General features: G+C 69.9%; 17 protein-coding genes. 6 read left to right on the forward strand and 11 right to left on the reverse strand.

What is annotated here, in order from left to right; genetic code table 11:
- Positions 1-50: 50 nt before the first annotated feature.
- Positions 51-2153: a TPM domain-containing protein gene (locus GA0115254_RS21170; protein ID WP_093896895.1), complete on the reverse strand. Its 2103-nt coding sequence runs from the start codon at positions 2151-2153 to the stop codon at positions 51-53.
- Positions 2154-2304: 151 nt separating this feature from the next.
- Here GA0115254_RS21170 and GA0115254_RS21175 point away from each other — a divergent pair, with 151 nt between their 5' ends.
- Positions 2305-3354 carry a glycoside hydrolase family 18 protein gene (locus tag GA0115254_RS21175; protein WP_256102714.1) on the forward strand — a complete coding sequence of 350 codons (1050 nt, stop codon included), beginning with the start codon at positions 2305-2307 and terminating at the stop codon, positions 3352-3354.
- A 181-nt stretch (positions 3355-3535) separates the two neighbouring features.
- Here GA0115254_RS21175 and GA0115254_RS21180 read toward each other — a convergent pair whose 3' ends face one another.
- The 5 genes from GA0115254_RS21180 to GA0115254_RS21200 all read right to left on the reverse strand — a co-directional run bounded on the left by GA0115254_RS21180 (position 3536) and on the right by GA0115254_RS21200 (position 10024).
- Positions 3536-5164, reverse strand: a complete 1629-nt coding sequence (locus tag GA0115254_RS21180; RefSeq protein ID WP_176740228.1) for a transposase — start codon at positions 5162-5164, stop codon at positions 3536-3538.
- A 391-nt stretch (positions 5165-5555) separates the two neighbouring features.
- Positions 5556-6758 carry a glycoside hydrolase family 1 protein gene (locus GA0115254_RS21185; RefSeq protein WP_093896851.1) on the reverse strand — a complete coding sequence of 401 codons (1203 nt, stop codon included), beginning with the start codon at positions 6756-6758 and terminating at the stop codon, positions 5556-5558.
- 112 nt (positions 6759-6870) lie between these two features.
- On the reverse strand, positions 6871-7719 hold the full coding sequence (locus GA0115254_RS21190) for a carbohydrate ABC transporter permease (protein WP_176740232.1): 849 nt from the start codon (positions 7717-7719) through the stop codon (positions 6871-6873).
- A 56-nt stretch (positions 7720-7775) separates the two neighbouring features.
- Complete coding sequence (locus tag GA0115254_RS21195; RefSeq protein ID WP_093896853.1) at positions 7776-8768, reverse strand: carbohydrate ABC transporter permease; 993 nt, start codon at positions 8766-8768, stop codon at positions 7776-7778.
- A gap of 5 nt (positions 8769-8773) precedes the next feature.
- The gene (locus tag GA0115254_RS21200) at positions 8774-10024 is read right to left on the reverse strand and encodes a sugar ABC transporter substrate-binding protein (RefSeq protein WP_093896854.1); all 1251 of its coding nucleotides are present in this window, start codon (positions 10022-10024) and stop codon (positions 8774-8776) included.
- A gap of 253 nt (positions 10025-10277) precedes the next feature.
- On the opposite strand from GA0115254_RS21200, the gene GA0115254_RS21205 reads away from it, so the two are divergent.
- Positions 10278-11267, forward strand: a complete 990-nt coding sequence (locus GA0115254_RS21205) for an acetylxylan esterase (RefSeq protein ID WP_093896897.1) — start codon at positions 10278-10280, stop codon at positions 11265-11267.
- An 87-nt stretch (positions 11268-11354) separates the two neighbouring features.
- Here GA0115254_RS21205 and GA0115254_RS21210 read toward each other — a convergent pair whose 3' ends face one another.
- Positions 11355-12407: a LacI family DNA-binding transcriptional regulator gene (locus tag GA0115254_RS21210; RefSeq protein WP_093896855.1), complete on the reverse strand. Its 1053-nt coding sequence runs from the start codon at positions 12405-12407 to the stop codon at positions 11355-11357.
- Positions 12408-12577: 170 nt separating this feature from the next.
- Here GA0115254_RS21210 and GA0115254_RS21215 point away from each other — a divergent pair, with 170 nt between their 5' ends.
- From GA0115254_RS21215 to GA0115254_RS21225, 3 genes are all read left to right on the forward strand, one after another.
- Entirely contained in the window at positions 12578-13057 is a 480-nt protein-coding gene (locus GA0115254_RS21215; protein WP_093896856.1) for a MarR family winged helix-turn-helix transcriptional regulator, read from the forward strand.
- Between the two features lie 89 nt (positions 13058-13146).
- Positions 13147-14565: an MFS transporter gene (locus GA0115254_RS21220; protein ID WP_370740915.1), complete on the forward strand. Its 1419-nt coding sequence runs from the start codon at positions 13147-13149 to the stop codon at positions 14563-14565.
- Positions 14566-14600: 35 nt separating this feature from the next.
- Entirely contained in the window at positions 14601-15152 is a 552-nt protein-coding gene (locus tag GA0115254_RS21225) for an isochorismatase family protein (protein WP_093896857.1), read from the forward strand.
- Between the two features lie 6 nt (positions 15153-15158).
- On the opposite strand, the gene GA0115254_RS21230 is transcribed toward GA0115254_RS21225, so the two are convergent.
- From GA0115254_RS21230 to GA0115254_RS21245, 4 genes are read right to left on the reverse strand one after another with little or no spacing between them, the layout of a single operon-like run.
- A complete protein-coding gene (locus GA0115254_RS21230; protein WP_093896858.1) occupies positions 15159-15932 on the reverse strand; it encodes a succinate dehydrogenase/fumarate reductase iron-sulfur subunit in 774 nt (257 codons plus the stop codon).
- Positions 15929-17890 carry a fumarate reductase/succinate dehydrogenase flavoprotein subunit gene (locus GA0115254_RS21235; protein WP_093896859.1) on the reverse strand — a complete coding sequence of 654 codons (1962 nt, stop codon included), beginning with the start codon at positions 17888-17890 and terminating at the stop codon, positions 15929-15931. Before GA0115254_RS21235 ends, GA0115254_RS21230 begins: the two co-directional genes overlap by 4 nt.
- A complete protein-coding gene (locus tag GA0115254_RS21240) occupies positions 17891-18742 on the reverse strand; it encodes a hypothetical protein (RefSeq protein ID WP_093896860.1) in 852 nt (283 codons plus the stop codon). It abuts the gene before it with no gap.
- A gap of 9 nt (positions 18743-18751) precedes the next feature.
- Positions 18752-19000, reverse strand: coding sequence for a hypothetical protein (locus tag GA0115254_RS21245; protein WP_093896861.1), 249 nt, complete (start codon positions 18998-19000; stop codon positions 18752-18754).
- A gap of 284 nt (positions 19001-19284) precedes the next feature.
- On the opposite strand from GA0115254_RS21245, the gene GA0115254_RS21250 reads away from it, so the two are divergent.
- Complete coding sequence (locus GA0115254_RS21250) at positions 19285-21591, forward strand: ABC transporter family substrate-binding protein (protein ID WP_093896862.1); 2307 nt, start codon at positions 19285-19287, stop codon at positions 21589-21591.
- Positions 21592-21635: the final 44 nt, after the last annotated feature.

The raw sequence follows: 21635 nt of genomic DNA on the forward strand, positions 1-21635 counted from the left end.
TGTGTGAACGCGTACGAATGAAGCCTTGAGCCGGTGTCCGCGCCGTCGGCTCAGAAGCGGCCGCCGCCGCCCCGCCGGCCGCGCGTGCCCCCACCGCCGAAACTGCCCGGCCCGCCGCCCCCTCCGAAGCCTCCTCCGTAACCCCCGCCGCCGCGGCCGCCCCCGCCGCCCAGGAGTCCGCCGAGGATGATCCCGCCGAGCACCGCGCCGCCGACCCCACCGCCCCCACCCTGCATACCGCCCGGACCGCTTCGGCCCCCGTACGACCCCACATCCTGTTCGGCCAGGCTCCGGGCCTGCCCGGCCAGGGAATCCGCCTGCTGCGCCTGGGCCAGCGCGCCCTGGGGATCGCCGGTCCCGGCCAGCTCACGGGACCGGTCGAGCCGCCGCTGGGCCTCCGCGAGGCGGGTCCGGGCCTGGCTGCCCACGGCTCCACGGTTGGTGGTGATGCAGTCGACTGCGGCGGCGATCGCCGAACGCGCGGTGAGCGTCGCCTGGTCGAGAAGGGAGCGGGCCCGCCGGTCGCCCTGCTCCTGCTCGCGCGCGCCGGCCAGCGCCTCGTCGAGCGCCGCATCGGCCTCCTCCACCCTGCGCAGTGCGTCGATGGGGTCGTACGGACCCGCCTGCATCTCCCCCTTCACGTCACCGAGCACCGACTCCGCGCGCGCGATCCGGCCCCGCAGGTCCGCCGTCGACACACCCTCCGCGGTGCCTTCGAGCAGCCCGCCCGCATCGGCCAGGTCGGTTTCCGTCTCGGTGAGGGCGGCAGTCAGTCTGCCCGCTGCCTCCGCGAGTTCCCGGCTCCGCCGGTCCACGGCATCGACGAGAGTGGTCGCCTGGTCGACAGCGCCCTCGGTGGCCCGTACATACACTGCCGCTGCGGCGTTGTTCCCGCTGTCCACCGACTGCCGGGCCCGGTTGAGACCGGACGTGGCGAAGACGAGCCGGTCCTTGGCCTGTTCGACGGCGCCGGCGACCGGCGCGGAGGCCGACTCCGCGTACCCGCTGCGCATCGCGGTCAGCGCGGCCTCGGCAGCGCCGACGCGGCCGGCGAGAGCGCGGAAGGCGGTCTCGGCCGTGACCAGGGCCTGCGGAGCGTTATGTTCCAGGGCGCGCAGCCGGTCGAAGTCCTCGGAGACGGCGTCGAGGCGGTTGTTGGCGTCCGTGCAGCGGCTGATGATCTCGTCCAGCATCCGGCGCCGCGTCGCGTCGTCCTCGGGAAAGGCGTCGTCCAGTTGCTGGCGCAACCGGAACGCGGCCGTCAGCTCGCCCTTCGCGTAGGTGACGGCCTCGGTGAAGGGGGCTGCGGCCTCTTCGCCGAACTGGGCGGTGGCAAAACCCAGTTCCTCCTCACTCGTGCGGACCGCGTCGTCGGTGTCCACCAGCAACTCCTTCGCACGGGCATCGAGCTCCGGCAACGGAGTCGGCGGCCGGGACGGCGGGCCCGATCCGGCGGAGCCCGGACCCCAGCCGGTCGCACCGGGCGTGGTGCGGGTCGTGGCTCGCCTCCTGCGCCGGGTGTACGCATAGCCGGCGACCGCTGCCGCCCCGACGACGACGACCACCGGCAGAATCAGGTCCGTGGCACTCGTCCCGCCGGAATTCCCGGTTCCGGGATCGGCGACGCCAGGAGTGATCGTCGGGGTGGGCACGGCCTTGTCGGCCAGCACGGCGGAGTACCCGTTCGCGGCGCCGATCGCCGCGCCGGCCCAGTCGTGCTCCCTGAGCGCGGGCTCGATCGCTGTATTGGCCACGTCCTGGAGCTGGACGTCGGTGAGGCGTGAGCCCTGTTCGACGGTGTACGCGTACTGCCGGTCGTGGGTGGCGACGGCGAGCAGGACGTCCTCGCGGCCGAGGCCGTTGCGGTTGGCCGTCTCATCGGCCCAACTCTGCGCGGACCGGCCGGAGAAGTCCCGTACGTAGACCACGAAGAGCTGGATGCGGCGGTCGGCGTACAGCCGGTCGAGCGCGGCCGTGACCTGGTCCCTGCGGTCCCCGAGCGCCCCCACCTTGTCGGTGATCTGCCCGTCCCTGGACAGGGTGACGGGACCGTCGGCGTGAGCGGTCGGCGCGGTGGGAAGGGCCGGCCCGCACACCGTCAACAGCACGGCGAGAAGGGCCCGGCCCGGTATGGATATCCGGGTACGGCTCACGAGCGGCATCACCTTTGTGAGGCTATGTCCACCCATCGTCACCCGCGACCGGGCGATCGGGCCGGGAGCCGGGAACGATGCCGTTCATACTGCGACGGCACACCGACATCAGGCATTCAGGGGGACGGACGTGCGAACGCGGATGAAGCGCATGACTCAGGCCGTACGGAACCGGGCGGCCCGGTTCCGCTGGAGCGGGCTGTGGGGGACCTGGCCGAGACGGATCGCTCTGGGAGCGGTCCTGGTGATCGTGGTACCGGTCCTCACCGCTGGGATCGCCCTGCGGCTCAACTATTCAGGTGACCCCGGTGACGGCACCCGCACCCGTGGCCGCGATGCCATCTGGCTCGGCCACGCCTGGGTCGACGGGCGCAAGGACGACGCAGACCTCGCCGCGTTCGCCGCCCGGATCAAGGGGACCGGGATCAAGGACCTGTACGTCCACGCCGGGCCGCTGGAACACGACGGCACCCTGCCCGCCACCCGCTACCCCCGGGCGCGGTGGCTGCTCGACGCCGTACACCGCACCCTGCCCGGCATCCGGGTCCAGGCCTGGCTCGGTGACAAGCTCGCCACCGAAGGACCCGACGGGCTGCGCCTGGAGCGGGCCGCGTCCCGAAGCGCTGTCGTCGCATCGGCCCGGCAGATCCTGGACGCCGGGTTCGACGGCGTCCATTTCGACCTGGAGCCGCTGCACTCCGGCGACGGCCACTACCTCTCACTCCTCGACGACCTGCGCGGGCTCACACAGGCCCGCAAGGTTCCCCTGTCGGTCGCCGCCCACCAGATAGACCCGCTGCCGGCGGCGCACAGGGTGGTCGGGGCGCTCAGCGGCCGCCAGAAATGGTGGTCCCAGAAGTTCTTCGCGCAGGTCGCACGCCGGGTCGACCAGATTGCCGTCATGTCGTACGACACCTGGATGCCGCTGGAGGGCATGTTCGGCGGTTACGTCGCCGAGCAGACCGCGCTGGCCCTGGAGGTGACGCCCCCGGAGACCGATCTGCTGATGGGGCTGCCGTTCTTCCACGAGAACGATCTCGGACACCACGAGTCGGCGGAGACGGTCGCGGCCGCGGTCCGGGGCACCAGACTGGGGCTGGGGCGCACGGACCGCGGCCGGGAACGGTTCGGGGTCGCGCTCTACGTCGACTTCGCGGCGCGGGACGGCGACTGGGCGGCGTACCGGAAGGGCTGGAACTGACCTCCGCGCACGCCGCCACGGGGCGGATCAGATGGAGAAGCGCTCCTTGACGAGAAGCGGACGCACCTTCGACTGGAACCCACCGGTCCGGAACGGCCGCTGGTTACGGCTCCGAGGGACAGGGCGGCAGCCCCTGTTCCCGCGGCGGTGAGAAACGTGCGACGGTCCATCAGAACCGTTCCTAACCAGTGTGCATGAGTGAGTCCTGGACCCACTGCTGCGTACTGGGCGCATCCCGAACGGTTTTGGATGCGCTGGGTTCCCGCTTTCTCGTCCCGTTCGGCGGCACGCCTCCAGGGGCGTGATCCGTTGCGGGTGGGCGGGTTCCCTCACGTCCTCGGGTGCCTGGCCCGGCCTGGGCGGTCCGATGCCCCGCACGATCACTCCGGTCGTGCGGGGGCGGTGCCGTCCGACGCCGGACCGGGTGCCCGAGGGCGCGTCGTCCGATCGCGATACCGGCGGCATCGTGACGGGACATCTTTCGCTTGGGGGCGGCCAGCGGTTTCTGCCAGTGCTGGGCACCCCACAGGGAGGTGTAGGCGGGGTCGACCGCGACAATGGCCAGGCCCTGTTCGGCTGCCATGGAGACCAGCCGGGCCTTGAGTCTGCCGGTCGGGATGCCGGAGATCAGCTGCCGGAATTGTTTCCTGCGGCCGTGTTTCTCGCGGGTTTTCTCGGTGGTGAAGTCGAGGTCCTCGATGCCGATCGCGGCGGCACCGGTCTGCTTGGCCCAGTGGATCAGGCGGGTCAGGGCGTGGCGGATCTGTGCGTCGCGGTGCGCGGCGGTGCCGGAGAGGTCGTAGGGGAAGCGGTGCGGGTCGCCGACGGGGTTGCCGTGCCGGTCGAGGTGGTAGGCGGCGAAGTGGTCGGCGTTGGTGTCGACGCCGATCACGCCCCGGGCGCGGGCGGCCTCCAAAGGGATGGTCTGGACGGCGGGGCGTTGCCAGGACGCGGTGAGGTACCAGCGGCCGCGGTCGGTGTCGAGGTGGATGCGGTAGGCGACGGCCCGGTTCGTGGTGATGCGGTCGGCCCACTCCTGGCCCCGGTGCGCGAAGCCGATACGGGCGGTGAGGGTGTACCGGCCGTGTTTGGCGTTGGCCAGGTGGGTGAGTGGGGCGGGCAGCTTGATGGACACTTCACCGTCCGGGGTGACGCGGATCGTCTCGTTCCCGAACCGCTTGCCCGACTCGCCGTCGGCGGCGATGAACCAGCGTTCCGCATCCCAGCGTTCCCGCCACTTGCCTTCGGTCAGCCGGGCCTGGGTGAGGTGGTGGCGGGTGTTGAGGAGACGTCTGCCGCCCCGTACCACCCGGACCCGTCCGGCCTGCCGGTCGGCGACAACGGCCGCATGCCGTGCCTCCAGTGCGGCGAGGCGGCGGGACTTGTGGAACCACTCGCTTTTGGAGCGGTAGCCACCGGCTGCCCGCTTCGTCCCGGGTTCACCGATCGGGAGGGACAGGCGGTGCCGCAGCGTCCTGATCCCGGCTTCCAGCGTCTGGATGTGTGCGGCCTGGCAACGGCGGGCGAGCGCCCACTGGTCGTGCGTGGCCTTGGTGATCGCACCCGCGATCCGCGACGACGACTGCGCGGTCAGGTCCCGCTTGCGCGAGGCCCAGGTGTCCGCGCTGTGCTCCAGAGCATCCGCACAGCGAGCCCTGAGATCACGGGAAGCCAGACGGCCCTGATGCTCACCGACCAAGCGGAGCACGTTCTCGTCCTGGGGCGTGAGGTGCTTCAGACGGTCCCGGACCGCCACCCCGCAAGGCCCCGGCACCACGAACGGTGCCGCCAACTCCCGCAAACCACCCACCACATCACCCCCCCCACCCCAGCCCAACGAGCAGCAGCCGTCAAGGTCACTCATTCGGCCCCAGAACCCCCGTTCCCACCCCACGAACCCACCGACAGGACTCACTCCCGCTCACTACAACTCACTTCAGTGCAGCAAACCAGCAGCAGCTCGCAACCCTCGAAGAAGAGCCACCGACTGTGGGCGGTGGGCGGATTTCGTTCGTCGGTCGTGACTGAGGGCGTGGGGCGCCGTGATACGTGCGGCACCCGCGCGGGCGCCGCACGTGGGCGGGGCTGGAAACGTGCGGCGCCCACGCGGGCGGAGCTGTACGGGAACCGGCGTCCGTCAGGTACCGCCGGTTCCCGTACGGGCGGGAGCGGTCAGGTCGCTCCCGGTCGGGGGGCCGACGTCAGTCGGCGATGCGCGGCAGCGCGCGTGTGCGGCCCATCTCGCCCAGCCAGACGGCGGACGGCTTGGGCAGGCGCTCGAAGGTCTCCGGGTTCCAGCCGATCAGACCGAAGGTCGGCTTGTAGGAGCCCCACTCGTAGTTGTCGAGCGCGCTCCAGGCCAGGTAGCCCTGGATGTTCAGGCCGTCCTCCAGCGCGGACGCGACCTCGTTCAGCGCGCCGGTGTAGTAGTCGATCCGGCGGCTGTCGTCGTCGGTCGCGATGCCGTTCTCGGTCACGATCAGCGGCACGTCGTTGCCCAGCACCTCGGCGGTGTGGCGCAGCGCGTAGCCGACCGCGGAGGGGTAGTACTCCCACTGCGTGAGGGTGCGCTCGGCGTCGTCGGGCGTCGGGATGGGGCCCTCGGGGCCGATCTTGGTCCGGGTGTAGGACTGCACCCCGATCCAGTCGTCGCCGCGCGCGGCCTCGATGAAGACGTCCTCGCGGGGGTGACGGTAGGCCGCGGTGACCTCCTCGGCACCGGGCAGGGCCTGGTAGACCTGGTTGGCGATGGTCCAGCCGACCTTGATGTCCGGGTTGATCGCGCGGACCTGCTCGACGGCCGCGTGGTGCGCGGCGATGACGGCCTCGGTGGTCTCGTCGTCGGGGGTCGGGAGCCCGGCGGGCGGGAAGCTGTTGTCGCCCCGCTTGGCCTGGCCGGCCATCACGGCGATCATGTTCGGCTCGTTGATCGTGCAGACGTGGCTGACGCCCTCGGCGATCACCGGCGCGCAGGCCGCGACGTAGCGGGCGAAGAGCTCGACCGCGCCCTCGGCGGTCCAGCCGCCGCGCGCCTCGAACCACTGCGGCACGGTGAAGTGGTGCAGGGTGATCATGGGGCGCAGGCCGCGCTCGATCGCGCCCTCGACCATCCGACGGTAGTGGGCGAGCTCGGCCCGGGAGAACTGCCCCTCGGCCGGTTCGATCCGCGCCCACTCGATGGAGAACCGGTAGTCGGTGAAGCCCAGACCGGCCAGCGTGTCCATGTCCTCGTGCCAGCGGTGGTAGCTGTCGCAGGCGTCCAGGCTGGGCTCCTGGATGTGGGTGCCCGCGGCGTGCTCCTTGACCCACCAGTCGCTGTTGGTGTTGTTGCCCTCGATCTGGTGGGCGGCCGTGGAGGCGCCCCACAGGAAGCCTTCGGGGAACGGGACCTGGGTGTGAGTCATCGCAAACTGTCTTTCTGGTGCGTGAAGGGGTGTGGCCGGCGGGGTGTGGGGCGCGCGGCCTCGTACGTTTCGGTGGGGCGGCCGGGACGGGCCGGCCTGTCCAGGGGGACGGCTACTTCATGCCGGCCGTCGCGATGCCCTGGGTGAAGTGCCGCTGGAGCGCGATGAACAGGACCACGACGGGCAGGACGACCAGCAGGGACCCGGCCATCAGCATGCCGTTGGATCCGCCCGCCTTGTTGGGGTCGGTGGCGAAGGTGGCCAGGGCGACCGGGAGGGTGTATTTGTCGGGGTCGTTGGTCGCGATGAGCGGCCAGACGAAGTTGTTCCAGGAGCCCAGGAACGTGAAGATCGAAAGCGTCGCCAGGGCGGGCTTCACCAGCGGCATCACGATCCGCCAGAAGATGTACCACTCACCGGCGCCGTCCATCCGGGCCGCTTCCAGCAGCTCGTCCGGGATCGACTGCATGAACTGCCGCATCAGGAAGACGCCGAAGGCTCCGGCGGCGAACGGCAGTACCAGACCGGCGTACGAGTCGATCAGGTGCAGCTTGCTCATCAGCACGAAGAGCGGCAGCAGCATCAGGTTGCCGGGCACCATCAGGGCGCCGAGAACCAGGCCGAAGATCTTGTTGCGTCCGGCGAAGTTCAGCTTGGCCAGGGCGTACCCGAGCATCGAGCAGAACACCAGGTTCGAGACGGTGACCAGCACCGCCACGATGACCGAGTTCATGAAGTACAGCGGCAGATCCAGCTTGTCGAGCAGGTTCCGGAAGTTCTCCAGGGTCCAGTCGGTCGGGATCCACACGGGCGGGCTGGCCGTCAGCTCCGCTTGCGTCTTGAAGGCCGAGAGCGCCATCCACAGGAACGGCGCCGACATGATCAGCAGACCGACCGAGAGCAGGACGTAGACGAGCGGGCGCTTCGGATTGCGGGCCTTCTTCGGCCGGGACGGCTGCATGTCCCCGGGCTTCTGCGACGGCGCCGTCGAGACGGCGCCCGGTGCACTGGTGGCGCTCATTTCGTGTTGTCCTTCAGCAGTCGGAGCTGCAGCACCGTGATGCCCATGATCACTACGAAGAGGACATACGCCATGGCGCTCGCATAGCCCATGTGGAAGAAGTTGAAGCCCTCGCGGTACATGTTCAGCGAGACCGTGAGCGTGGAGTCCGAGGGACCGCCCTGGGTCATCACGAACGGCTCCTCGAAGACATTGAGGTAGCCGATGGTCGTGATCACCGTGGCGTAGAGCAGTGTGGGCCGCAGCAGGGGCACGGTGATGCCCTTGAACTCCTGCCAGACACCGGCACCGTCCAGCCGTGCGGCCTCCCGTACCTCGGTGGGAATGGCCTGCAGACCGGCGATGAAGAGCACCATGACCGTGCCGAGGTTGCGCCAGACCGCCATCGCGATCATCGAGGGCATGGCGAGCGTCTCGGAGCCCAGGAAGTCGGGCGAGGTGAGGCCCACTTCGGAGAAGAGCCCCGCGACCAGCCCGTCGCTCGGGTCGAGCACGAACCGCCAGACCACGGCGACCGCGACGATGGTCGTGACCACCGGGGCGTAGAAGCCGACGCGGAAGAAGGTCCGCGCCCGGTCGATGCCGTTGTTCAGCAGCACGGCGACGACCAGCCCGAGGAAGATCGTCAGGGGAACGCCGATCACCACGAAGTACGCCGTGTTGAAAAGCGACTTGAGGAACTTGTCGTCGCTGAACAGGTTGACGTAGTTCTCGAAGCCGATGAAGTTCGCGTCCATCGGGTGCGTGACATTGCGCAGCCCGAAGTCGGTGAAGCTCATCACCAGCGTCGCGAGGATCGGGAACGCCATGAAGACGAGGAAGAGGACGAGGAAGGGAGTGGAGAACAGCCAGCCGGCCAGGTTCTGCACGCCCATCGAGGACTTCTTGCCACCCCGGCGACCTGCGGGCCCGGTGGCCGGGGACTCGGAAGCCCCCGGCCCGGCCTGCACCTTGGCCGGCTGAGCGGCCTTTGAGGTCATGGTGCGCATGACTCCTACTTCACGAGGCCTTCGATTTCGGACTGGGCCGTCTTGAGGGCGTCCTCGGCGGATGCCTTGCCCTGGGTGACCTTGGCGATGGCCTGGTCGACCTTGTCGGTGATCTCCGTCCACTTGGCCAGCGACGGGGAGGACTTGGCGGTGTCCATCTGCTTCTTGAAGACCTGAAGGTTGGCGTCGTCGGCGAGGTCGCCGGAGGTCCAGGCCGAGGTGTTGGCCGGCAGGTCCTTGGTGCGCTTGTACCAGTCGGCCTGGCCCTTGGTGTCGGTCAGGTACTTGATGAACTCCGTGGCGGCCGCCTTGTGCTCACTGTCCTTGGAGATCACCAGGGAGGAACCGCCGGCCATGGAGACGGAGGACTTGTCGGCGGGCACATTGGCGACCGCCCACTTGCCCTTGATCTGCGGCTGGCCCTCGTTCAGCAGGGTGACGTGCCAGGGGCCGCCGAAGAACATCGGGACGCGGCCGTTGCCGAAGTCCTTCACCACGTCGTAGCCGGGCTGCACGGACTTGTTGGAGAGCCCCTTGTCGAAGTACGAGCCGTACTCCTTGAGCGCCTTGACGGCCTCGGGGCTGTCGATGACGGCCTCGCCCTTGTCGTTGACGATCTCGCCGCCGGCCGAGTACAGGAAGGAGTAGAAGTTCTGCACCGTGTCCAGGCCACTGGGCTGGATGGACAGGCCCCACTTGGTCCCGGCCTTCTTCTGGTAGGCCGAGGCGAGGTCCTGCATCTCCTTCCAGTTGGCCGGAGCCTTGGTGACGCCGGCCTTCTCGGCCAGGTCGGTGCGGTAGTAGAGGACGCGGGTGTCGACGTACCACGGCACGCCGTACGCCTGACCGTCCACCTCGCCCTGCTTCCAGCCGGACTGGAAGAAGTCCTTCTCGTTGAACGTCTTGGTGTCGACCGGCTCCAGAACGCCGAGCTCGGCGAACTCGCCCATGTAGCTGCCGCCCATCTGCGCCACGTCCGGCAGGGTGCCGGCGGCGGCCGCGGAGACCAGCTTCTGGTGGGCGACGTCCCAGCCGACCGGCGTCACCTTGACGGTGATGTTCGGGTTGGCCTTCTCGTAGACCTTGGCCACATCGGCGAGCTTCTCGCCCTCGGCCCCCATGGCCCAGACGGTGATCGTCTGCTTCTTGTCCGCGGCGACGTCGTCGCCACCGGAACTGCCGCACGCGGTGAGACCGAAAGTGAGCGCGCCTGCGACTGCGATACCGATCGAGGCGTTTCTGGCGGTGCGGGGCATGGAGGGCTCCTCCTCGAGCAATCCGAATGTATGCGCTGCCTGTAAGCGCATACATCACTCTGCGACAGAGATTCAGGAATCCGCAAGAGGGTGCTAGGTCACACTCGTGCAACGTGCCGGACATCTGAATGTTCAACTTGGCACGGTAAGCATGACGTTTGTGAAATTGGGAACGATGTGACCTATTTCGCGGCGTTGATCCGCGTGCTCAATGGTCTGCACCGGCATGGGCGGGGGCGATATTGTCGTGATCATGGCTCCGTTCGAACATGGCTTCCCCTTCGATCCGGCATACGGGCGCACGCTCGACGACCTGCTGCTCATTCCCGCCCCCGCCGCCCCGGACGACTTCGACGCCTTCTGGCGGGCCCGGTACGAGGAGGCTCGCAAGGTCGCCACGGAGCCGGAGATCGGCCCGCTGGAGGACGAGCGTGACGGTGTACGGATTCACGGCGTGACGTTCACATCGGTGGGCGGGGTGCGGCTCGGGGGCTGGGTCGCGCTGCCCGCCGAGGGGAGCGCGGAGTACGGATTCGTCGTCGGGCACGGTTACGGAGGCCGGCAGGAGCCGGGCCCCGACGTGCCGCTGCCGTTGCCCCGGGCGGCGGCGATCCTGCCGTGCGTACGGGGCATGGGAGCGCGTGGCCTGCGTCCGGGTATCCCGGACACGGCCGGTGGTCATGTGCTGCACGGCATCGAGTCGCGCGACAGCTATGTCATCGGCGACTGCGTGGCGGACCTGTGGTGCGCGGCGTCGGCGCTGCACGAGCTGGTGCCGGAGCTGACGCCCGGGGAGGGCGACCCGCGGCTCGGATACCTCGGGGAGAGCTTCGGCGGCGGGCTCGGTGCGCTGGCTCTGCCCTGGGACGGCCGGTTCGGGGCCGCGCAGCTGACCGTGCCGACCTTCGGCAACCATCCGTTGCGGCTCACGCTGCCGTGCGTGGGCAGCGGGGAGGCGGTGCGGGGCCATTACCGGGAACACCCCGAGGTCGCTCAGGTGTTGCGGTACTTCGACGCCGCCACGGCCGCGACGCGGCTGGAGCTGCCCACACTGGTGGCTGCGGCGCTCTTCGATCCCTCGGTGCCGCCGCCGGGGCAGTTCGCCGTGTACAACGCGCTGGCCGGTGAGCGCGAGCTGCGGGTGCTGAGCGCGGGGCACTTCGAGTACGAGGGGCTGGCGACGGAGGTGGCGGAGCTGCGGGCGGCCCGGCGGGGGTTCTTCGGGGCGCGGCTGGGGCGGTGACGTGGGCGCGGGTCGGTGACCGGCGGGTGTTTCGTCCTCAATTGCCGGACGGGCGTGATCTGCCCGCGCCTGCGTGTGGCGTCCCCGTCAGCCGCAGCCGCAGCTCGCGCGGCGGATCAGGGATACTGGGAGCATGAGCGACACCGGTTCGCGCCCGCTGTTGCCCAGGCGTTGCACCAGCAACTCGACGGCCTGTTCGCCGAGTTGGCGGATCGGCTGGCGTACGGTCGTCAGCGGCGGCCGTACGATCCGGCTCAGCGGAATCCCGTCGAAGCCGGTCACCGCGATGTCCTCGGGCACCCGCACCCCGCGCCGCTCCAGTGCGCGCAGTGCGCCCACCGCCATCTGGTCATTGGCGAACAGCACGCCCTCCGGCCATTCGGTCTCCCGGTCGAGCAGTGCCTCCGCGGCCCGCGCGCCCTCGGCCTGCGTCATCATCTCGGCCCGCAGGTCCGGTTCGTCCGGCACCGGCAGCCCGGCGTCGCGGCACGCCTCCTGGAAGCCGCGGAAGCGCGCCTCGGCGTCCGGCGAGTCGGCTTCGCCCCCGACGAACGCGAGTCTGCGCAGCCCGTGGTCCTCGATCAGATGGCGGGCGAGCTCACGCTCCCCGTCGGCGTTCGCGACGACGATGTGGTCGAGGTGGTCGATCTCGCGAGGTCCGGCGAGCATCACCACCGGCAGCCGGCGCGAAATCACTTCGAGGTCCTCGGTCGGCACCGTCCGCGCCAGTACGGCGAAGCCGTCGACCCGTCCCGCGACCTTCGCGACGCTCTCGGGTCCGCCCTCCAGCGAGGCGGCGATCAGCAGTGCGTAGCCGTGTCGGCGTGCCGCCCGTTCCATGCCCCGGATGATCTGGTCGGAGTAGAGCATCACCGCGTCGTCGGCGTCGCTGTCGGCCTCCGCGTCGGCCTCGGCATCGGGATCGGCCATGTCGGGGAAGCAGAGACCCAGCACGCCGGTGGTCCGGCTGGCCAGGCCCCGGGCGTTCCCGCTGGGTACGTAGCCGAGCTGGCGGGCGGCTTCGAGGACCCGCTCGCGGGTCTGGGCGCGTACCGAATCGGGAGTGCGGTAGACCCGCGAGACCGTGGCAATGGAGACGCCCGACCGCTCGGCGACGTCGTACACCGTTGGGGCGCTCACTCGACCGACCGTCCGCTTCTTCTTCCGTACCGAAGCACCTGCTGTTGCATGTACCGATCCTCTTTTGAAAGCGCATTCACCCTAGATCGCGGGCCGCGTGACGGGCAAGACCGCCCCAAAAATAGACAGGCAACCTTGCAAGATGGCCTGTGCATCTTTACGCTGGAGGCATGCCGGAACCTACCGAAGCCACCCCCGCCGACCCTCGCGCCGAGCTCTCCGACGAGCCGGGCGCCGAGCAGCTGGCGACGCAGCTCACCGCTGTGGTCAGCCGACTGATCCGGCGGCTGCGCACCACCTCGTCGGACAGCCTGCTCACGCCGACGCAGCGCTCGGTGCTCGCCAGACTGGAGCGTGAGGGTCCGGCCACCACGGCCACGCTGGCCCGTGCCGAGTACGTGCGTCCGCAGTCCATGCGGCTGACTCTCGGCGCACTGGAGAGCCAGGGGCTCGTCGAGCGGGCACCCGATCCGGCCGACGGCCGGAAGTCGGTGATGTCGATGACGGAGGCCGGACTCACGACGCTCGCCGCGGTCCGGGCCGCCAAGCACAACTGGCTCGCCGAGGCCATCGCCGCCGAGCTCGACGGGGCCGAACGCCGCACGGTCGCCGAGGCCGTCGATCTGCTCGACCGACTGGTCGGGAAGTGACCGGCCAACCGCCCGGCCGGGAGACGCCCGGCCGGGCGGCACCCCCGGAGGCGATACGGGAGGCGCCGCCGCCTCCCGTACCCGCACAAGTGACGGCATTCGCACCCGCCCCGCCCGCAGGGGCACCCCTGCCGGACCCCACGGAAAAGCCCGCTCCCGGATTCAGCGCCCGCCTCACCGCCCCGCTCCTCATCGGCTCCCTGCTCAATCCGCTCAACACCACGATGATCTCCACCGCCCTGGTGGCGATCGGACACCACTTCGGCATCGGCGCCGCCGACACCGCCTGGCTGATCTCGGTCCTCTATCTCGCCAGCGCCGTCGCTCAGCCCGTACTCGGCAAGCTCGCCGATGTCCTGGGCCCCCGGCGCGTCTTCCTCGCCGGCCTGGTCGTCGTGATGGCATCCGGCCTGGTCGGGACATTCGCGCCTGACTTCGGGTGGCTCCTGGTGTCCCGGCTGCTGCTCGGTATCGGTACGTCGGCGGCCTACCCGGCCGCCATGGCGGTCCTGCGCGACGAGTCCCGGCGGATCGGCCGCGCAACCCCGCGGCCCGTCCTGGCCCGGCTCTCCTTCGCCGCACTCGGCAGCGCCGCCGTCGGGCCCACCCTCGGCGGACTGCTCGTCATGGTCGTCGGCTGGCGCGGCATCTTCGCCGTCAATGTGCCCGTCGCGCTCATCGCGTTCGGCTCCGCGCTGCTCTGGATCCCGGCGGACCCGCCACGCGGGCGCGCCGCCGACGGCAGTACGCCGAGGCTCGACCTGGACCCGCTCGGCATCGGCCTCTTCTCGACCGCGCTCACCGTGCTCGTCGTCTTCCTGCTCGATCTCTCCCACCCCATGTGGTGGCTCCTCGCACCGTTCGCCGTACTGACCGCCGTCCTCCTGTGGTGGCAACTGCGCAGTCCGCGGCCCTTCATCGATGTGCGGATGCTGGCGGGCAACGGAGCGCTCGCCCGGACGTATCTGCGGCACGGGGTGAGCTATCTGCTGATCTACTGCGTCATGTACGGATACACGCAGTGGCTGGAAGAGGTACGGGGCTACTCCTCCGGGCACACCGGACTGCTGATGCTGCCGATGTCGCTCGCCGCACTGGTCTGCTCGCTGCTCGGTGCCCGTACGAAGGGCATCCGCGGACCACTCGCGCTGGCCTGCGTGCTGCTCACCGTCGGCGCCGGGACGCTGGCGTTCTTCTCCGGCTCCACGCCGCTGGCCGTACTGCTGCTCGCCGGGGCCTGCTTCGGCATCCCGCAGGGGCTGATCGGTACGAGCAACCAGGCCGCCGTCCAGTCGTACGCCCCGCCCGAGGCCATCGGCGCCGCCGCCGGACTCCAGCGCACCGCCCAGTACATCGGGGCCATCACAGCATCCAGCCTGATCGCCCTCGCCTACGGCCGGTCAGCGAGCGACGGCGGACTCCACCTCATGGCCGCGGTCTCCGTCGTGCTCGGCCTGCTGCTGATCGTCCTGACCGTCACCGACCGCGCCCTGCGCATCCGCAACTGAACCCGTTTCCCCCCCCCGTTTACAGGAGCACCACCATGACCGCCACCACTCTGGACCCGAAGACCGCCCTGGTCGTCGTCGACCTGCAGAAGGGCATCGTCGGACTGCCCACCGTCCACCCCGCCGCCGACATCGTCGCGAACTCCGCGACCCTCGCCGACGCCTTCCGCGCCAAGGGCCTCCCGGTCGTCCTGGTCCGCGTCACGGGCGGCGCCCCCGGCCGCACCGAGACTCCCAGGCACTCCGGCACGCCCGCCGCCGACTGGGCCGAGATCGTGTCCGAGCTCGGCCCGCGCGAGGGCGACATCGTCGTCACCAAGCAGCGGTGGGGGGCCTTCTACGGCACCGACCTCGACCTCCAGCTGCGCCGCCGGGGCGTCACCCAGGTCGTGGTGACGGGCGTGGCGACCAGCATCGGCGTCGAGTCCACCGCCCGCTGCGCGTACGAGCACGGCTACCACGTCACCGTCGCCACGGACGCGGTGACCGACATGGACGGCGACGCCCACCGCAACAGCGTCGAGAAGATCTTCCCGCGCCTCGGTGAGACGGACACCACCGAGGCGATCGTCAAGCTGCTCGGCTGAGCGGGATCAGGGAGTCTCCCGCCGCCGGATCTTGTTCCCCAGCCACACCAGCGGGTCGTACGTGCGGTCCACGGCCCGTTCCTTCAGCGGGATCAGCGCATTGTCGGTGATCTTGATGTGTTCGGGGCACACCTCCGTACAGCACTTCGTGATGTTGCAGTACCCCAGCCCGTGCTCCTCCTGGGCCGTCGCCTTCCGGTCGAGTCCCGACTCGGCGGCGGCGTCCAGGGGGTGCATGTCCAGCTCGGCGATCCGCATCAGGAAGCGCGGTCCGGCGAACGCCGTCTTGTTCTCCTCGTGGTCGCGCACCACATGGCAGGTGTCCTGGCACAGGAAGCACTCGATGCACTTGCGGAACTCCTGCGAGCGGTCCACGTCGACCTGTTGCATCCGGTAGTCGCCCGCCCTCATCCCCTGCGGGGGCACGAAGGCGGGTACTTCCCGTGCCTTGGCGTAGTTGAACGTCACATCCGTCACCAGATCGCGGACGACCGGGAAGGCCCGCAGCGGGGTGACGGTGACCGTCTCCTCGCGGCCGAACACCGACATACGTGTCATGCACATCAGCCGCGGCCTGCCGTTGATCTCCGCGCTGCACGAACCGCACTTGCCCGCCTTGCAGTTCCAGCGCACCGCCAGATCGCCCGCCTGGGTGGACTGGATCCGGTGGATGATGTCGAGGACGACCTCGCCGTCGTTCACCTCGACCGCGAAGTCCTCCAGGTCACCGCCGTCCGGGTCCCCGCGCCACACCCTGAACTGCGCCTTGTAGCTGCTCACTCGTACAGCTCCTCTTCGGCCAGGTACTTGACCAGCTCCTCCTTCTCGAAGAGGGAGAGCAGATCCGGACGGATGGGTTCGGTCGTCTTCCGTACGAGTTCGATCCGGCCGTCCGACGCACCTTGGGCAGCCTCGTCGGCCAGCCGGCACAGCAGATTGGCCGGGCGCCAGGAGCGTTCCATCGTCGGACAGTCCTCGCGGGTGTGACCGCCGCGGCTCTCCGTGCGTTCCAGGGCCGCCCGGGCGATGCATTCGCTGACCAGCAGCATGTTCCGCAGGTCCAGGGCGAGGTGCCAGCCGGGGTTGAACTGCCGGTGCCCCTCGATACCGGCGCGCCGTGCCCGTAGCCGCAGTGTGGCCAGTTTCTCCAGGGCCTGTTCCATCTCGGGCGCCCGCCGGATGATGCCGACCAGGTCGTTCATGGTCTGCTGGAGTTCCTGGTGGAGGGTGTACGGATTCTCCGCGGGCTCCCCGGCCGTATCCGGCTCCCCGGCGCTGAACGGACGCAGGGCCTCCGCTGCTGCCGCGTCGATCTGCTCGTTGTCCACCACCGGCGGGGTGCCGATGGCGCCCGCGTACTCGGCGGCGTGCAGTCCGGCCCGCCGCCCGAAGACCAGCAGGTCGGAGAGGGAGTTCCCGCCGAGCCGGTTGGAGCCGTGCATGCCGCCCGCGACCTCGCCCGCCGCGTACAGACCGGGCACGGCGACCGCGGCCGCGGTGTCGGAGTCGACGGCGATCCCGCCCATCACGTAGTGACAGGTCGGGCCGACCTCCATCGCCTCCGCCGTGATGTCGACATCCGCCAGCTCCTTGAACTGGTGGTACATCGAAGGCAGCCGCCGCCGGATCGTCTCCGCGGGCATCCGGGTCGACACATCCAGGAACACCCCGCCGTGCGGCGAGCCGCGACCCGCCTTCACTTCGGAGTTGATGGCACGGGCGACCTCGTCGCGCGGGAGCAGCTCGGGCGGGCGGCGGTTGTGGTCCGGGTCCTCGTACCAGCGGTCGCCCTCCTCCTCCGACTGCGCGTACTTCTCCTTGAACACATCGGGGACGTAGTCGAACATGAACCGCTTGCCCTCGGAGTTGCGCAGCACCCCGCCGTCGCCGCGCACCGACTCGGTGACGAGGATGCCCTTCACCGACGGCGGCCAGACCATGCCGGTCGGATGGAACTGCACGAACTCCATGTTCAGCAGCGGTGCGCCCGCCAGCAGGGCGAGGGCGTGGCCGTCGCCGGTGTACTCCCAGGAGTTCGACGTCACCTTGAAGGACTTGCCGATGCCGCCGGTGGCGAGGATCACCGCCGGGGCTTCGAGCACGAAGAAGCGCCCGGACTCGCGCTCGTAGCAGAAGGTTCCGCAGACCCTCCCCCCGAGCCTTCGGCCGGGGGCGACCCCCACCTCGCCTCGCTCCCCTTCCTTGAGGACGCGAGTCACGGTGCACTCCTGGAAGACCTTCAACCGGGCTTCGTAGTCGCCGTGTTCGCGGTGGTCCTCCTGTTGCAGCGAGACGATCTTCTGCTGGAGAGTCCGGATCAGTTCGAGGCCGGTACGGTCCCCGACGTGTGCGAGCCGCGGGTACTCATGGCCGCCGAAGTTGCGCTGGGAGATCTTTCCGTCCGGCGTACGGTCGAAGAGCGCGCCCCAGGTCTCCAGCTCCCAGACCCGGTCGGGCGCCTCCTTGGCGTGCAGCTCCGCCATCCGCCACTGGTTGAGGAACTTCCCGCCGCGCATGGTGTCGCGGAAGTGCACCTGCCAGTTGTCCCCGGAGTTCACATTGCCCATGGACGCGGCGATTCCGCCCTCCGCCATGACCGTGTGCGCCTTGCCGAAGAGCGATTTGCAGATGACCGCGGTACGCGCCCCGCGCTCCCGCGCCTCGATGGCGGCGCGCAGCCCGGCGCCTCCGGCACCGACCACGATGACGTCCCACTGCTGCCGTTCGAGCTCTGTCATTCAGAAAAACCTCGGATCGTCGAAGGCGCCGGAGGCGACGAGACAGACGTAGAAGTCGGCGAGCGCCACGCTGATCAGCGAGGCCCAGGCGAGCAGCATGTGCCGGGCGTTGAGCCGGCCCACCCAGCCCCAGAGCCGGTAGCGCACGGGGTGCTTGGAGAAGTGCCGCAGCCGGCCGCCGATGATGTGGCGGCAGGAGTGGCAGGACAGGGTGTACGCCCAGATCAGGGTGATGTTGGCCAGGAAGATCAGCGAGCCGAGGCCCATGTGGCCCCAGGCGTAGTGCTCGTCGCGGAAGGAGAGCACGGTGTCGTACGTGAGGATCCCGGCGACCGGTACCGCGGCGTAGAAGAAGTACCGGTGGATGTTCTGCATGATCAGCGGGAAGCGGGTCTCACCCGTGTATTTCGTGTGCGGCTCGGCGACCGCGCAGGCCGGGGGCGATGCCCAGAAGCCTCGGTAGTAGGCCTTGCGGTAGTAGTAGCAGGTCAGCCGGAAGCCGAGCGGGAAGATCAGGATCAGCAGTGCGGGGGAGAGGCCCCACCAGTTGCCGAAGAGCTCCCAGTTCGGGCCGTGCCGCATGGGGGCGCAGTTCTCCGCCAGACAGGGCGAGTAGAACGGCGACACATAGGGGGCGGCGTAGTAGTCGGCGTTCGAGAAGGCCCGCCATGTCGAGTAGACGATGAAGGCGAGCAGCCCGCCGGCCGTCAGAGCCGGCGCCAGCCACCAGCGGTCGGTCCGCAGATGACGGGCCGCGATGGCGGCCCGGGAGGGGTCGCGGACGCCTGCCGCCCGTGGCGCCGTCGTCATCGGTCGAGGTGGTTCCGTACCTGGTTCCGTACCGGTGGCCAAGGAACTCTCCTAGGGGGCGTGCCGGCCCCGGACGCCCAGACCTTCGTCGTCCGATTCCGTCCACAGGGTGGCGTCGTACGGCGCTTCGCTGATCGTGATGACGCCGTCGACGGGTTCGGTGCGACCGGCGGCTTCGAGCGGCTCCGGCCCGGCTTCCGCCTCGCGCAGTCGCGCAAGGCTCCGCTCCAGCCGGCCGACGGTGCGGACCAGGTCGTCGAGGCAGTGCTGAACCGCCGTCAATTCCTCTTGCAGTGACATGACTTGCTCTCACTTCCGCGGTCGCGGGTGGTCATGTTCATGCGCCTGAGAGTGTCGCGCGTCACACCCCGGTTGTGAAGAGTGCGGGCCCTACCGGTCTCGCGGGTGTTCCGCCGCACGGGTGAGGTTCGGGGGTGCTGACGCCGTGTCTGCGCCGCCTCTCGCGCGGGGGCGCCTTCAGTGGACGGACGGAACCAGTGTGATCAACTGCATATTCCACCAGAAACGCACAATCCGGCCCATCCGTGTGCGGGTGGGCCGGGCCGGCCCCGGAGGTATCAGCCATGTCCCACGTCGGCGTCCCGAGGAGGACGGCCCGAAAGCGCCGCTCGCTCGCGCTCCTCACGACGGGTGTGCTGACGCTCCCCGTGCTGGCCGGCTGCAGCTCCGACGACGGCGGCGGCTCCACCGGGGTCGCCGCTCCCCAGGACATCGCGGTCACGGCCCGGAACCTGGTCGCCGCAGGGGGCACGGTCAACTGGGCGATCGACGCCATGCCCACCACCCTCAACGTCTTCCAGGCGGACGCGAACAGCTCCACCACCCGCATCACGGGCGCTCTGCTGCCGACGCTCTTCCCGCTGGACGCCGAGGGCGGGCCGCAGCTCGACCCGGATTATCTGGAGTCCGCGAAGGTGGTCGAGCGCGAGCCCAGGCAGGTGGTGCTCTACCGGATCAACCCGCAGGCGGTGTGGAGCGACGGCCGGGGCATCGGGGCGTCCGACTTCGTGGCCCAGTGGCGGGCGCTGAACGGCAAGGACTCGGCGTTCTGGACCGCCCGCAACGCCGGCTACGAGCGGATCGAGAAGATCGAGCGCGGCGCCGACGACCAGGAGGTCCGGGTCACGTTCGCCAAGCCGTACGCGGACTGGCGCTCGCTCTTCTCCCCGCTGTACCCGAAGGAGGTGACCGGCTCCCCGGGCGCCTTCAACGACGGCGCGCGGACCACCCTCAAGGCCACCGCAGGACCGTTTCAGCTGGGCGGCGTGGACACGGCGAAGGGCGAGGTCATCCTGGTCCGCAATCCGCGCTGGTGGGGCGGCCGGGCCAAGCTCGACTCGCTGGTCTTCCGGGCCGTCAAGCCGCAGGACCGCACCGAGGCCCTGACCGAGGGGAAGGTCGACGTCGCCGACATCGACGCCGCGGCGGCGCACCGGATCGTGCAGGCGGCCGACGACAAGGGCGGCAACGGGCAGCCGATCGCCCAGGGCCCCGGTTCCGGTTCCGGGACGGGCCCGGCCGCCGCGCTGCGCTCCTGGGCCGAGGCGCACGGCTCGGACGAAGAGGCGGCGGCGGCCGCCCAGGCGGCCCGGGAGAAGAACCGGGCAGCCGCCGAGGCGTACGCCGCCGAGCAGGGCAAGCTGCGCGCGTATGCGGTACGCAAGTCGCTGGAGCCCGCCTACACCCAGCTTGCGCTGAACGGCGAGTCCGGGCCGCTCGCCGACGAACGGGTACGCAGGGCGGTCGCCCGGGCCCTGAATCGCCAGGAGCTCGTCGACACCGTACTCAAACCGCTCGGCCTGCCCGCCACGCCGCTCGGCAGCCACCTGGCCCTGGCCGGACAGCCGGCGTACAAGGACAACAGCGGCGCACTCGGCGGCCAGGACACCGAGGAGGCGCAGGCGCTGCTGGCCGACGCGGGCTGGACGCGGGAGGGCGCGGTCAAGAAACCGGACGGCGCCAAGGCGGGCAGCGAGGTGGAGAAGAAGGGCGCGAAGAAGAAGGACGACACCTCCGGGAAGGACGACAAGGCGGCCTCGTCCGAGAAGCCCGGCAAGACCGGCAGCGGCGACGACAACAAGCCCGGCGACAGCGACCGAGTCGGCAACGTCCCCCAGGTCCTCGCCCCCGCCCCCGCCGCCGCGCTCCACAGCGCCGCTCTGCTGCGCCAGGCCGGATACCTGGCCGAGACCGGCACCACCGAGGACGCTGCCCAGGACCAGCGGCCGGGCGGCGCCGCCGGTGCGTACGCCCCCGCGGGCACTGCGGCCCCCGCCCAGGCCCCCGACGGGCGCCGCGGCCCGCTCGGCAAGGACGGCAAGGCGCTGAGCCTGCGCTTCGTCCTGCCGGCCGGTCCCGGGGCGGAGCCGCTGCGCGCCGTCGGGGACAAGATCGCGGCGATGCTCGATTCGGTCGGCATCGGTACGGCCATCACCAAGGTCTCCGACGACAGCTACTTCCAGGACCACATCGCTTCCGGCGACTACGACCTGGCGCTGTACTCCTGGCCCGCCACCGCCTACCCGGCGACCGACGACCGTCCGATCTTCGCCAAGCCGGTGCCGGCCACCGACGGCTCCCTGCTGGTCGAGCAGAACTACACCCGCGTCGGGACGGACCACATCGACCAGCTCTTCGAGCAGGCGGTCTCGGAGCTCGACGAGGGGACCGCCCGGGATCTGATGAAAAAGGCGGACGCCCGGATCTGGGCCGCCGCGGGATCGATTCCGCTTTATCAGCGTCCACAGCTCGTGGCGACCGACAGAAAGCTGGCGAACATCGGCGCCTTCGGCTTCGGCACACCCCACTACCAGGACATCGGTTTCAAGCAGCCGCAGCCCGCCGGAGCTCCGGCAAACAAGAAGAAGTAGCAGGTCAGAACGGCGCCGGAAGCTCAGAACTGGCTCAAGTACCT

It is taken from the genome of Streptomyces sp. Ncost-T10-10d (assembly GCF_900091955.1).
In the GTDB taxonomy this organism is placed as follows: domain Bacteria; phylum Actinomycetota; class Actinomycetes; order Streptomycetales; family Streptomycetaceae; genus Streptomyces.

Excerpts from the sequence above, each read along its gene's own strand:
- GA0115254_RS21175 (WP_256102714.1), top strand. The coding sequence starts at position 2,305 with ATGACTCAGGCCGTACGGAACCGGGCGGCCCGGTTCCGCTGGAGCGGG.
- GA0115254_RS21185 (WP_093896851.1), bottom strand. The coding sequence starts at position 6,758 with ATGACTCACACCCAGGTCCCGTTCCCCGAAGGCTTCCTGTGGGGCGCC.
- GA0115254_RS21190 (WP_176740232.1), bottom strand. The coding sequence starts at position 7,719 with ATGCAGCCGTCCCGGCCGAAGAAGGCCCGCAATCCGAAGCGCCCGCTC.
- GA0115254_RS21195 (WP_093896853.1), bottom strand. The coding sequence starts at position 8,768 with ATGCGCACCATGACCTCAAAGGCCGCTCAGCCGGCCAAGGTGCAGGCC.
- GA0115254_RS21200 (WP_093896854.1), bottom strand. The coding sequence starts at position 10,024 with ATGCCCCGCACCGCCAGAAACGCCTCGATCGGTATCGCAGTCGCAGGC.
- GA0115254_RS21205 (WP_093896897.1), top strand. The coding sequence starts at position 10,278 with ATGGCTCCGTTCGAACATGGCTTCCCCTTCGATCCGGCATACGGGCGC.
- GA0115254_RS21215 (WP_093896856.1), top strand. The coding sequence starts at position 12,578 with ATGCCGGAACCTACCGAAGCCACCCCCGCCGACCCTCGCGCCGAGCTC.
- GA0115254_RS21225 (WP_093896857.1), top strand. The coding sequence starts at position 14,601 with ATGACCGCCACCACTCTGGACCCGAAGACCGCCCTGGTCGTCGTCGAC.
- GA0115254_RS21235 (WP_093896859.1), bottom strand. The coding sequence starts at position 17,890 with ATGACAGAGCTCGAACGGCAGCAGTGGGACGTCATCGTGGTCGGTGCC.
- GA0115254_RS21245 (WP_093896861.1), bottom strand. The coding sequence starts at position 19,000 with ATGTCACTGCAAGAGGAATTGACGGCGGTTCAGCACTGCCTCGACGAC.
- GA0115254_RS21250 (WP_093896862.1), top strand. The coding sequence starts at position 19,285 with ATGTCCCACGTCGGCGTCCCGAGGAGGACGGCCCGAAAGCGCCGCTCG.